The sequence below is a fragment of the Methylobacterium sp. 22177 genome (genome assembly GCF_052045615.1).
Taxonomy (GTDB): domain Bacteria; phylum Pseudomonadota; class Alphaproteobacteria; order Rhizobiales; family Beijerinckiaceae; genus Methylobacterium; species Methylobacterium radiotolerans.
On record NZ_JBQEPK010000009.1, the window covers coordinates 29254 to 41799 of the forward strand.

Genomic DNA, 12546 nt, shown 5'->3' on the forward strand with positions numbered 1-12546 from the left:
AACGCGGGTGGAACATCCCGCAGCTGCGGCGACTTGCCTGTGACCAGATCCGCCGGCGACCCTCCGCCAGCGACGACGTGTCCGGGTCGGCATGCCGGGATTCCCAGCACCGCGTCGTGCGAAGGGAGTCCGCGGGACGCCGCTCCGGCGGCGCCCGTCCGGCGACGCACGATACAGTCTATGCCCGATACCGATCTCAGCGGCCTCGGTCGCGACGCGCGACACCTGCGGCTCGACACCTTCGTCCGCCTGCGCTGGCTCGCCATCACGGGCCAGAGCGCGGCGGTCGTCGGGGCGCAGTTCGGCCTCGGCCTGCCGCTGCCCTTCGGCTGGTGCTTCCTGGTGATCGCCACCTCGTCCTGGCTGAACCTCGCCCTGCGGATCCGCTTCCCGGCGAGCTACCGGCTCAGCGACGATTCCGCGGCGCTGCTCCTCGCCTTCGACATCGTGCAGCTCGCGGCCCTGCTGTTCCTCACGGGCGGGCTCCAGAACCCGTTCTCGCTGCTGTTTCTCGCCCCCGTGCTGATCTCCGCCACCGCCCTGCCGCCCGAGCGGACGCTGGCGCTCGGCCTCCTGGCGGTGGGCCTCGCGACCCTGCTCGCGCTGGTGCACCGGCCCCTGCCCTGGTTCGCGGACGGTCGGATCGAGCTGCCGTTCCTGTACGTCTCCGGCGTCTGGACCGCGATCCTGCTCGGCACCGCCTTCACGGGCGTCTACGCGTGGCGGGTGGCCGAGGAGACCCGGCTCCTCGCCCAGGCGCTCGCCGCCACCGAGCTGGTGCTCGCCCGCGAGCAGCACCTGTCGCAGCTCGACGGGCTCGCGGCCGCGGCTGCCCACGAATTAGGCACACCGCTGGGCACGATCATGGTTGTGACCAAGGAGCTGATCCGCCAGCTCGGCCCCACCGCCTCGCCGGCGGTGGCGGAGGATCTCAACCTGCTGCGCGAGCAGGTCGACCGCTGCCGCGGCATCCTCGGCAAGCTGACCTCCCTCGACGGGGACGGGGCGGGGGCCGGCTTCCTGGAGACGGTGACGTTCAGCCACCTCGTGGAGGAGCTGGTGGCGCCGCAGCGGGCACTCGGCGCCGCCCTCGCCGTCACCAGCACCGGCGAGGGGCCGGAGCCCGCCTGCCGGCGCAACCCGGGCGTCATGTTCGGGCTCGCCAACATCCTCGACAACGCCGTCGACTTCGCCGAGGCCGGCGTCACCGTGGAGGGGCGCTGGACCCCCGACCGCGTCTGGATCGAGATCCGCGACGACGGGCCGGGCTTCTCCAGCGAGGTGCTGCTGCGGGCGGGCGAGCCCTACGTCACCACCCGCAGCCACGACCGGCCGCAATCCGGCGGGACCGTGGGGGCCGGGCTCGGCCTCGGGCTGTTCATCGCCAAGACCCTGATCGAGCGCTCGGGGGCGCAGCTCGCCCTCATGAACGTCGCGGCGCCGGACGCCCACGGGGCGATCGTGCGCGTCTCCTGGGCCCGCCACATCTTCGAGCGCGGCGCCGCGCCGCGACATTCTCCGGAACTCAGTATCCGCGCCCCCCTGCCACCGCGCGACGCCGTACCTATATGAAGGACAGACCAAGAACCCGACGACGAAAACCCGAAAGGAGTGCCGGATGCTCACGCAGCCCGGGACCTCGGCGGCGACAGACCCCGCCGTGATCAACGATGCCGATCCACTGGCCGCCTTCTCCGACCGCAGCCTGCTGATCGTCGACGACGACAAGCCCTTCCAGACCCGCCTCGCCCGCGCCATGGAGAGCCGCGGCTATCACGTGCAGGTGGCCGACAGCGTCGCGGACGGCGTCTCCGCCGTCGAGGCGCGCGCGCCCGCGTTCGCGGTGATCGACATGCGCCTCGGCGACGGCAACGGCCTCGACGTGATCGCCCGCCTCAAGGAGCGCCGCCCCGAGGCCCGGGGCGTGATCCTCACCGGCTACGGCAACATCGCCACGGCGGTGACCGCGGTGAAGCTCGGCGCCTTCGACTACCTCGCCAAGCCGGCCGACGCCGACGAGATCCACGGCACGCTGATGGCGCAGCCGGGCGAGCGGGCCGACCCGCCCGAGAACCCGATGTCGGCCGACCGGGTCCGCTGGGAGCACATCCAGCGCGTCTACGAGCTGTGCAGCCGCAACGTCAGCGAGACCGCCCGGCGCCTCAACATGCACCGGCGGACCCTGCAGCGGATCCTGGCCAAGCGCGCGCCGCGCTGAGGCCGGACCGCTCCGGCGCCGCCCGGTCGGTTGCATCGCCCCGCCTCTGTGGGCTAGCTGCGCGGGTCCCGGACGGTTCGTCCGGGGCCCGAAATCTTTTCGAGGGCGGATCTCGTGAACGGGCGCAACGCCATCACCATCATCAGCATGATGGTCCTCGTCGGCACCGAGGTGTTCGCCGTGGCCATCGCGGCGGGCTGGGCCATCGCGGGCATCTTCGATCTCGGCGACCGGGTCGGGCACGTCCTGATGGGCCTGTTCAGCCTGTTCGCGGCCTGGATCATGCTCCAGCTCTGGCGCCGGGCGACCAGCATCGAGCCCCTGCGGGGCCCGGCTGCGCATCGCTGAACGAGCGCGCGCGGGCGGGTTCTTCATTCAAGTTGTATCGAACAGCGGAATGATCCCTATGCGTGCGGCGTGTTCGACAGTGCGCCGGCCTTCCTGCTAGAAGCGACCGGCGACGGTCTGTGTGATGTTGTCGCAGGTCACACCCCCGTCCCGGACACGCGTGAGACCCGAAGATCCATGAAAGCCCGTATCATCGTCACCCTGAAGACCGGTGTGCTGGACCCGCAGGGCAAGGCGATCGAGGCCGCCCTCCGATCCCTCAGCATCGAGGGCGTCGACGGCGTCCGGCAGGGCAAGGTCTTCGACATCGAGGTGTCGGCGGTCGACAGCGCCGCCGCCGAGGCGACCCTGCGCGCGGCCTGCGAGAAGCTCCTGGCCAACACCGTCGTCGAGAACTACGCGATCGAGATCCTCTGATGCACGCCGCGGTCGTCGTCTTCCCGGGTTCCAACCGCGAGTCGGACGTCGTCCGGGCCCTGCGGCGCTCCGGCGCGCAGGTGAGCCTCGTGTGGCACGCGGACCACGCGCTCCCCGCCGGCACCGACCTCGCCGTCCTGCCCGGCGGCTTCTCGTACGGCGACTATCTGCGCTGCGGCGCCATCGCCGGCCGGGCCGCCGCCATGGACGCGGTCCGGGCCCACGCCGCCCGCGGCGGCCTCGTGCTCGGCATCTGCAACGGCTTCCAGATCCTGTGCGAATCGGGGCTCCTGCCGGGCGTTCTGATGCGCAACATCGACCGGCGCTTCATCTGCCATCGGCAGACGCTCCGGGTCGAGCGCACCGACACCCGCTTCACCAGCGCCTACCGGCAGGGTCAGGTCATCGACGTCTGCGTGGCCCACGGCGAAGGCAACTACTTCGCCGATCCCGAGACCCTGGCGCGGATCGAGGGCGAGGGCCGGGTCGCCTTCCGCTACTGCGACGCGACCGGCGCGATCACCGTGGAGGCCAACCGCAACGGCTCCCTCAACGCCATCGCGGGCGTCCTGTCGGAGACCGGGAACGTCCTCGGGATGATGCCGCACCCGGAGAACTTCGTCGAGGACCTGATCGGCGGGACCGACGGGCGCGGTCTGTTCGACAGTCTGGCGGCCTGAGATCGCCGGGCGAGAACCTGCCTTAACTCCGCATTAAGGTTTTCGAGGCATAAACAGGCATCCAGTGATCTGGATGTCGAGTTGGACATATCCGTCCGCTCTGTTTTGATGCCTCCCTGATGACTCCTCGAGCCGCTCCGTCCGGGGCGGCTTTTTTCTGTGCGCTCGCCGCCGCGCCGGCTGGCCGGGCCGCGCGGAAGCGGCCCGCACGGGCCGGGCAGCCGCGCCGCCTGACCCCTTCGGGGCCCCCTGCGCGGTCCCGGACGGCGCCGGTTGCCGATCGCGGGGCGTTGCCCGGCGATGACGTGTCGAGCGCGCCGTTGCCCCGGATCTGGGACGCCGCCCTCGCGGCCGTCCCCGCGTGAGACGCGCGTCCGCTCCGGATCCACAACGCGAGAGCCCAGGCCGGGCGGACCCGACCTGGGCTGAGTGCGACCTCGGCTGAGTGCGGGCTGGGCGGGGCGAGCCGCCTCAGTACAGCCCGCCGGCCTGCGCGGCCCGGTCGGGATCGGGCGCGACCGCCGCGGGGGCGGCCGCCTGGCCGCCGCCCGAGGAGGACGGCGCCGAGTAGGAATCCGGCGGCGCGGTGCCGGGCTTGAACGCCTCCAGGATCGTCCCGGCGCCCTCCCCCGAACCGGCGCGGGTGCCGCTCGCGAGGTTGATGCGGATCAGCTTGATCCCCGGCGGCACGCGGAACGGCGTCGGCGGCTTGTCCTTGAGGGCCGTCTTCAGGAACTCCAGGGCGATCGGCGCGGCCAAGCCGCCGCCGGTGGCGCGGTCGCCCAGCGACCGCGGCTTGTCGAAGCCGATATAGATGCCGACCGCCAGATCCGGCGAGAAGCCCACGAACCACGCGTCCTTGGCGTCGTTCGTCGTGCCGGTCTTGCCGGCCAGCGGCTTGCCGATCTGCTTCAGGATCGTGGCGGTGCCGCGCTGGACCACCCCCTCCATGATCGAGACCATCTGGTAGGCGGTCAGCGGGTCGAGCACCTGCTCGGAATCGTCCACCAGCTTCGGCTCGTCCTGGCCCGACCACTTCTCGGCGTCGCAGCCGATGCACTTGCGGTTGTCGTGCCGGTAGATCGTCTCGCCGATGCGGTCCTGGATCCGGTCGATCAGGGTCGGCCGGATGCGCCGGCCGCCGTTGGCCAGCATCGAGTAGGCGGTGACCATGCGCATCACCGTGGTCTCACCCGCGCCGAGCGACATGGGCAGCACCGGCAGCATGTCGTCGTAGACGCCGAAGCGGCGTGCGTACTCGGCGATGAGCGGCATGCCGACATCCTTGGCGAGCCGGACCGTCATCAGGTTCTTCGAGTGCTCGATGCCGTAGCGCAGGGTGTGCGGGCCGCCCGACTTGCCGTCGTAGTTCGAGGGCGTCCAGGCCTCCTGGCCGGGACCGGCCTCGATGGTGATCGGGGTGTCCTGGATGATCGAGGCGGGCGTGTAGCCGTTGTCGAGGGCCGCCGAGTAGACGATCGGCTTGAACGAGGAGCCGGGCTGGCGCATCGCCTGGGTGGCGCGGTTGAACTCGGACTCGTCGTACGAGAAACCGCCGACCATCGCGTGCACGCGGCCCGTATTCGGGTCCATGGCCACGATGGCGCCGGAGACCTCGGGCTTCTGGCGCAGGCGGAACTGGCCGCGGCCGCCGTCCATCGCCTCGACGTAGACCATGTCGCCGGGCTGGAGATTGGCGCGGCCGGCCCAGCGCATGCCCTCGGGGGTGATCACGCCGGTCTCGCGGTCCTTGCCGACCTGGCCGGAGGCCTCGCGCCGGGGCTGCAGGCCGATCTGCACGCCGCCGCCGCCGTTGCCCAGCACCACGGCGAGCCGCCAGGGGGCCACGTCGCCGAGCGCCGGAACCTCGGCCGCCGCCATGCCCCAGTCGCGCCCGGTCAGGTCGACCTTGGTGACCGGACCGCGCCAGCCATGGGCCTGGTCGTAGCGCACGAGGCCGTCGACCAGAGCCTTGCGGGCCCAGGCCTGCATCTTCGGGTCGAGGGTCGTGCGCACCGAGAGGCCGCCCTCGTAGAGCTTCTTCTCGCCGTAGCGCTCGGAGATCTCGCGGCGGACCTCCTCGGTGAAGTAGTTGGCGTTGGCGGCGTTCGGGAAGGCGACGCGCGGGTTGACGCCGAGCGGCATCTTCTTGGCGGAATCCGCCTCCTCCCGGGTGATGTAGCCGTTCTCCGCCATCAGGCGGATGATCTCGTTGCGGCGGTCGAGGGCCGCCTGGGTCTTGCGGTAGGGGTGGTAGTTGTTCGGCCCCTTCGGCAGGGCGGCGAGGTAGGCCGCCTCGTTGATGGTCAGCTCGTGGACCGACTTGCCGAAATAGTCGAGCGCGGCGGCCGCGACGCCGTGCAGGTTGCGGCCGGGCACGATCGTGCCGAGGAAGATCTCGTTGAGGTAGAGCTCGAGGATCTTGTCCTTCGAGTAGGCCGCCTCGATCCGGAGCGCCAGCAGCGCCTCCTTGATCTTCCGGTCGTAGGTCTGCTCGGAGGAGAGCAGGAAGTTCTTGGCGACCTGCTGGGTGATGGTCGAGGCGCCCTGCCGCTTGCCTGACTTGGCGTTGGTCAGGAAGGCGCGCACGATCCCCTCGGGGTCGATGCCGCCGTGCTTGTAGAAGTTCTTGTCCTCGGCCGACAGGAAGGCCGCCACGACGATCTTCGGCATCGCCTGGATCGGCAGGTACAGCCGGCGCTCGCGGGCGTACTCGGCCAGCAGGGAGCCGTCCGCCGCGTGGACGCGGGTCATCACCGGCGGCTCGTAATTCGCGAGGGCGGCGTGGTCGGGCAGGTCCTGGCTGTACTTCCAGTAGAAGTAGCCGCCCACCGCCGCGCCGACCATGAACAGCACCGCGGCGGCGCTGAACAGGATCCCAAAGAAACGGAGGATCAGACGCATCCGGTGTTCCGCTCGTCGCTGGCCCGGCCGAATGCCGGAATCGGCTCATCCGGCGCGTGCACCCCGCGCGCTGCGCGGCCGGCCCCCGGACGGTCCCGTGAGACCCCCTCGGAATGCCGGTTTCGGCGGCCGTGCGACGGGGCGTCGGACGTCCCGTATCGACACTCTATCTATGGTGAAACTGGGGCGGCGGCGGCCGCGCGGCGCGTCGGGGCCGGCCGGCCGAGCGTGGCGCGGTTGGTGAAGAACTGGTCGATCGCCTTGGCCATGGAGCCGGTGACGTCGGCCCGCCACTCCGGCGATTGCAGCATCTCCAGGTCGCGCTTGCTGGAGAGGTAGCCGAGTTCCACGAGCACGCTCGGCACGTCGGGGGAGCGCAGCACCACGAAGCGCGCCTCCCGGTGGGGCTTGGCGCTCATCTTCATCACGGGGGCGAGCTGGCCCATCAGCGTGCGGGCGAAGCCCGACGAGAAGCCCCGCGTCTCGCGCAGGGTCAGCTCCTGCAGGATGTCGGCGATGTCCGGCGGCGCCTCGGCGGCGTCGACGCCCGCGGCGGAATCGGCCCGGTTCTCGCGCTCGGCGAGCTTGGCGGATTCGGCGTCCGTGGCCTTCTCGGAATTGGTGTAGATCGTGGCGCCGCTCACCTGGGGCGCCGCCGAGATCGAGTCCGCGTGGATCGACACGAACAGGTCGGCCCTGGCGTCGCGGGCGAGGCGCACCCGCTCGGCCAGGGGCACGAACACGTCGCGGTCGCGGGTCATCCGGACCCGGTAGCGGCCGCCCGCCTCCAGCTTCGCCGCGAGGGCCTGGGCGAAGCCGAACACGATGTCCTTCTCGAACACGCCGCCCACCGCGATGGCGCCGGGATCGGTGCCGCCGTGGCCGGCATCGACCATGATCAGCGGCCGCTGGTCGGCGGGCTCCGGCGGCGCGGCGCGGGCCTGGGCGGGGGCGGGATCGGCGGTAGCGGCGGCCTTGCGGAACGCGTCGCGGTCGGCGCGCTGCAGCGGGATCGTGAGCAGAACCGCGCCGTCGCGCGGCCGCGTCGCGGTCTCGATCTTCCCGACGGTGGCGGGCGCGGTGAGGTCGATCACGATGCGGGACCGCCCGGGCGCGAACAGGCCGTAGCGGAAGCTCTGCACGAGGCCGTCGCGGCGGCTGCCGGTCCCAGAATCGAGCTGGAAATTGACCTCGGGCAGGTCGATCACCGCCCGGTCGGGCCGCTCCATCACGAAGCCGCGGGCCTCCACGGCCCGGGACAGCGTCAGGGTGAGGCGCGTGGTGCCGGCCTGGCTCGCGAGGTCGGCCCCGATGGCGACGGCCGGCTTCTCGCCGGTCTGCGCGGCGACCGGCGCCCCCGCCAGCGCCGGCAGGAGCGCGACGGCGAGGCGGAGCCATGCGGAACGGATCAGGCGCGCGCAGTTCGGCATCGGTCCGGTGTCGTCTCCCGTGCCCTCCGTTAAGGCATGGGACCGACTTGGTTAACGGGGGGTTGCCGTCGCCGGTTCGATCCGGCCGGCCTTGTGGCCGGGATGCGACAAGTCCGGGCCTCCCGCGCGCGGCGCCTCAGCGGTACGCGACGACCCGGCTCGCCTGCCCGACCACCGTGACCCAGCAGGTCAGGGACGCGTCGGCGGCCCGCTGGACCTCGCCGACCTGCAGGCGGATGAGGTCGGCCGGCGAGCGGGCGCCCGAGAGCGCTCGCAGATGCGCGACGGCCGCCTCGCCCTCGCCGCGCACGTAGCGGGCGATGATCGAGCCGATCTCGGCGACGTCGAGGCGGTCGGGGGTGAAGACGATGCGGTTCGCGGCCGCGGCGCGGCCCGGACCCGCGGCGGTCACCGGCGGGAGGGCGACGTCGATCGCGGCCTCGGTCACCGGGTCGGACGAGGCTCCCACCGTGCCGTCGGGCGCAGTCTCGCCCGCGATGTCGGACCCCGCGTCAGGCGTCACCTCGGGCGTCACCTCGGCCGGCGGCGCGGCGGCCTCGACGGGCCGGCCGGTCGCCGGGTCGGGCTGATCCGCCGCGACCGGGGCGTCGGCGGCCTGGATCTCGGGGGCGGCCGACGCGTCCTGCAACGGCTGGGGCGTCCCGGCGGGACGGCTCCTCGGTCGACGCGGCTTTCCCATCGCGCGATCTCCTCCTGTCGGCGTCAGCCCGTCCCGACGGACCGGCGGCCGGAGTCGTGCGCGGCCGGCTCGCCGGCGGTGTCGGCGCCGGGCCCGTGACGCCCGGGCGTCAGAGCGGGGGATCCGGCGGTCCTCGGGCGGCCCACCGGATCCCGATCCTCGAGCCCCGATCGCGGATCGGGGCGGCCGGCCTCAGCGGGCGGCGGCGTTCTGCGCGAGGGCGCCGTAATCCTTCGCCTGGGCCTGGAGGGCGGCGAACTGGCTGCGGACGAACTCGGACTGGAGCTCGAACGCCTCGCGGAGGTCCTTCGTGCGCACCAGCTTCTGGGCGAAGTCGAAGGTCGCGTTGGCGTTGGTCTGGGCGTGATCGAACCCCTTCGCGACCGCGGCGCTGAGGGTCGACTGGAAAGTCTGGCCCGAGGCCTGGACCTGCTCGGCGGCCTTCACGGCGTTCGCCATCATGGTGCCGACGGCGGTCCGGGCCTGATCGACGCTCTTCTCCGCGAAGTCGCGCATCTCGGTCGGGATCTCGAAGTTCGGGGTCTGCATCGATGTCTCCAGCATCATCCTTGGAGCGGGACGCCGCATGCGTCCGCGTTGACGCACCTCTATATGTTGCACTGCAACAAGAAGTCAAGTGCAGGTTTGGGGCGCGCCCGCGGGACCGGAAGCCCGATAAAATGCCGATTCGATGATCTCACGAAGTCGTCCGATCGTGGGCTCGGTCCGACAGCAGGTTGCGACCAAGCTGTGCCATTGACACAGTCAGCTAAGATTGCTGATCGCGGCGGCGACCCGCTTCGCAAAAAACTATCTCGCTGTCCAGGGCGGTGCGAACGGATCGTGAATTCTTCTGGTATGCCAAATATCCCGCACGCGCCAGGACCGTTACTCCAGGGCCAGCGCCGCGGGATGCTGCATCGCACCAGCCGCCGATTCGATCAGACGGGCGTAGAGCCCGCGGAGCGCCGCCGCGTGCGCGCCCAGGTCCATCGGCGCCGCCCGGGCGAGCCGGGCCGCCTCGGCTCCGAGCGCGTCCGCCAGGGCGTGGTCGCGGAGCGCCGTGAACGCCTCGGCGAGGGGCACGATCTCCGGCGCGACCACGAATCCGGTCCGGCCGTGCCGGACCTTCTCGGCGGCGCCGGAGCGGTCGGAGGCCACGACCGGGATGCCGGCCGCCAGCGCCTCGTAGACGGTGAGCGGCCCGGTCTCGTACCAGCGGGACGGCGCGGCGAGCGCCCGGGCGCGGGCCCGGAGCGTCGCCCAGACCGCTTCGGGCCGCTGCCATCCGATCACCTCCACGCCGTCCCGGGCGCGCAGCTCCGCCTCCAGGGGCCCGGCGCCGATGAACAGGGCCGGGAGCCCGGCGGCCCGGGCGGCGTCGGCCACGAGGTCGGCGCCCTTCTCGCGGGTGAGGCGACCCACGTAGGCGATCGCGTCGCCGCGGGCGGGCTCGGCCGTCGGGCCTTCGGGAAGCCGGACCGGATTGTCGACCCGGTGATGCGTCAGGGCGTAGCCGCCGAGGAGGGCGCCCAGCCGCTGCCGGCTGGCGTCGCAGACATGGACGACGTGGAGCGGGCGGTGCCGGCCCGCCCGGCCGACGGCCCGCCGCAGCGTCGCGGCGCGGGCGACGCGCACGGCCTTGTGCACCCGGCTGCGCGGGTCGCACGGCGCCGCGAGGCACGCGGCCGACAGGGGCGCGAGCCCGCAGGGCTCGGCCCGGTCGAAGCGGTAGTAGACGCCGTTCGGGCAGGCCAGGGCGTAGTCGTGCAGCGTGACGACCAGCGGCACCCCGGTCCCCGACAGGACCGGGAAGATCGCCGGCGACAGGGTCCGGGTCCACTGATGCAGGTGGACGCAGTCCGGCGGCGCGGCGAGGCCGGCGAGGGCCGCGGCGAGGCGGCGGGCGGCGGCCGCGTGCCAGATCCCGGCAGCGGCGGCCCGCGCGGCGCCGAGCGACCAGATGTCGGGCAGGCCGAGCTCGATCCGGCGAATGCCGGCGTGGTCGAGGAGCGGGTCGACGGGACCGGGGATCGCCTGGATGTAGGTGACGGCGAGGCCGGCCTCGGCGAGGCCGCGGGCCGATTCCAGCGCCACCTTCTCGGCGCCGCCGCTGGCGGCCGCGAACTCGGCCAGGATCACGACGTGCATGGTGACCCTCCCGGGGATCGATCGGTCGCGCGCGCCGGGAGGATGGAGCAGACCGGTTTACGAGCGATCAACCGCGGCCGGATACAGGTGTCGGTCCCGGTTCGCAGCGGCGGAAGTCCTGACGTGCACGTCGTCCTCGTCGCAGACCACGCCGCGATCAACGGCGGCCAGGCCAAGGTCGCCATCGAATCCGCCCTGGGCCTCGCCGCCCGGGGGATCCGCGTCAGCCTGTTCGCCGCGGTCGGCCCGGTCGATCCGCGGCTGGAGCCGGCCGGCGTGCGGGTGGTCTGCCTGGATCAGGACGACGTGACCACGGCGCGCAGCAAGCTCGCCTTCGCGGCCCAGGCGATCTGGAACGGGCCGGCCTGCCGCGCCCTGGCGGCGGAACTCGCCGCCTGCGATCCCCGCGACACGCTGGTCCACGTCCACGCCTTCGCCAAGGCGCTGTCGCCGTCGATCGGCGTGGCGCTCCGGGCCTCCGGGCTGCCCTGCCTCTACACGATGCACGAGTTCTTCCTCGTCTGCCCGACCGGCGGCTTCTACGCCTACCCGGCGCAGCGGATCTGCCACCGCACCCCGATGTCGCCCGCCTGCATCGTGGCGAATTGCGACGCGCGCAGCTACCCGCGCAAGGTGGCCCGGATGGTCCGCCACGCCGGCCTCGCCCACGTGGCCCGGCTGCCGGAGCTGTTCGCCCACGTCGTCACGATCAGCGACCTGCAGGAGAGCGTCGTGCGGCCGCTCCTGCCCGGCGGCACCGCCTTCCACCGGGTCGACAACCCCATCGCGGTGGCGCGGGCGCCGGTCCACGACGGCCCGCCGGGCGACTTCCTGTTCGTCGGGCGGATCTCCACCGAGAAGGGCGCGCCGATCTTCGCCGAGGCGGCCCGGCGGGCGGGGGTGCGGGCGGCCTTCGTGGGCGACGGCCCCGAGCGGGCCGAGCTCGCCGCGCGCTATCCCGAGGCGGCGATGCTCGGCTGGCGCGACGCCGCGGCCGTGCAGGCGCTGATGCGGCGGACCCGGGCGCTGGTCTTCCCGAGCGTCTGGTACGAGGGCCAGCCGCTCACCGTCTACGAGGCGCTGGCCTGCGGCGCGCCGGTGATCGTGAGCGACGCCTGCGCGGGCCGCGAGGCGGTGGCCGACGGCGAGACCGGGTTCTGGTTCCGCTCGGGCGACCCGGACGATCTCGCCGCGCATCTGCGCCGCCTGACCGACGACGGCCTCGCGGCCCGGATGGGCCGGGCCGCCCACGAGCGCTACTGGGCCGCGCCCCTGACCCTGGACGCCCATCTCGACCGGCTCGAGGCCGTCTACGGGACGGTGCTGCGCGAGGCCGCCGCCCGCGCGCGGGCCCACGGCCCGCTCGGGCGGCCGCTCGCGACCGCCTGACTTCCCGACCCGCCAGATCGACGCGCGTCCCCGAAAGATCGGAAACACCCGCCCTTCCTCGCGTTGATGCGCACCGGCACCCTTGCGTGCCCCCGTCACGGACGAGCGAGCGACATGGCCGAGACCCACAAGCCGAACGAGACCAAGCCGGGCTTCCAGCAGGGCAGCGCCAAGCCGGGCGACGCCAAGAACCCCGACAACAAGCAGGAGAAGCTGAACGAGCGCCTGGACGACGCCCTGGAGGAGACCTTCCCGTCGAGCGACCCGGTCTCGGTGAAGATCACCAAGTAGGCCCGCGGAACCGGCGCG

Annotated in this window: 12 protein-coding genes; 7 read left to right on the forward strand and 5 right to left on the reverse strand. The window is 72.5% G+C overall.

The features are described from left to right. The first annotated feature begins 180 nt into the window (after positions 1–180). From ACTJK8_RS11190 to purQ, 5 genes are all read left to right on the forward strand, one after another. Positions 181–1572 carry an ActS/PrrB/RegB family redox-sensitive histidine kinase gene (locus tag ACTJK8_RS11190; RefSeq protein WP_012321284.1) on the forward strand — a complete coding sequence of 464 codons (1392 nt, stop codon included), beginning with the start codon at positions 181–183 and terminating at the stop codon, positions 1570–1572. 46 nt (positions 1573–1618) lie between these two features. Continuing rightward, entirely contained in the window at positions 1619–2218 is a 600-nt protein-coding gene (locus tag ACTJK8_RS11195) for an ActR/PrrA/RegA family redox response regulator transcription factor (RefSeq protein WP_012321283.1), read from the forward strand. A gap of 114 nt (positions 2219–2332) precedes the next feature. After that, a complete protein-coding gene (locus tag ACTJK8_RS11200; protein WP_440761936.1) occupies positions 2333–2566 on the forward strand; it encodes a hypothetical protein in 234 nt (77 codons plus the stop codon). A gap of 177 nt (positions 2567–2743) precedes the next feature. Next, positions 2744–2983, forward strand: a complete 240-nt coding sequence (purS, locus tag ACTJK8_RS11205) for a phosphoribosylformylglycinamidine synthase subunit PurS (protein WP_012321281.1) — start codon at positions 2744–2746, stop codon at positions 2981–2983. Continuing rightward, positions 2983–3663, forward strand: a complete 681-nt coding sequence (gene purQ, locus ACTJK8_RS11210) for a phosphoribosylformylglycinamidine synthase subunit PurQ (protein ID WP_012321280.1) — start codon at positions 2983–2985, stop codon at positions 3661–3663. Before purS ends, purQ begins: the two co-directional genes overlap by 1 nt. 471 nt (positions 3664–4134) lie before the next feature. On the opposite strand, the gene ACTJK8_RS11215 is transcribed toward purQ, so the two are convergent. The 5 genes from ACTJK8_RS11215 to ACTJK8_RS11235 form a co-directional block, all read right to left on the reverse strand. Next, entirely contained in the window at positions 4135–6567 is a 2433-nt protein-coding gene (locus ACTJK8_RS11215; protein ID WP_012321279.1) for a penicillin-binding protein 1A, read from the reverse strand. A 170-nt stretch (positions 6568–6737) separates the two neighbouring features. Then, positions 6738–7997 carry an N-acetylmuramoyl-L-alanine amidase gene (locus tag ACTJK8_RS11220; RefSeq protein ID WP_012321278.1) on the reverse strand — a complete coding sequence of 420 codons (1260 nt, stop codon included), beginning with the start codon at positions 7995–7997 and terminating at the stop codon, positions 6738–6740. Positions 7998–8133: 136 nt separating this feature from the next. Beyond that, positions 8134–8697, reverse strand: a complete 564-nt coding sequence (locus ACTJK8_RS11225) for a hypothetical protein (RefSeq protein ID WP_440761937.1) — start codon at positions 8695–8697, stop codon at positions 8134–8136. Between the two features lie 192 nt (positions 8698–8889). Then, a complete protein-coding gene (locus ACTJK8_RS11230; protein ID WP_012321276.1) occupies positions 8890–9246 on the reverse strand; it encodes a phasin in 357 nt (118 codons plus the stop codon). 339 nt (positions 9247–9585) lie between these two features. After that, positions 9586–10848, reverse strand: a complete 1263-nt coding sequence (locus ACTJK8_RS11235; protein WP_053622589.1) for a glycosyltransferase — start codon at positions 10846–10848, stop codon at positions 9586–9588. Between the two features lie 123 nt (positions 10849–10971). Here ACTJK8_RS11235 and ACTJK8_RS11240 point away from each other — a divergent pair, with 123 nt between their 5' ends. Then, entirely contained in the window at positions 10972–12237 is a 1266-nt protein-coding gene (locus ACTJK8_RS11240) for a glycosyltransferase family 4 protein (RefSeq protein ID WP_116656140.1), read from the forward strand. A gap of 114 nt (positions 12238–12351) precedes the next feature. After that, complete coding sequence (locus ACTJK8_RS11245; RefSeq protein ID WP_012321273.1) at positions 12352–12528, forward strand: hypothetical protein; 177 nt, start codon at positions 12352–12354, stop codon at positions 12526–12528. The last annotated feature ends 18 nt before the right edge of the window (positions 12529–12546 follow it).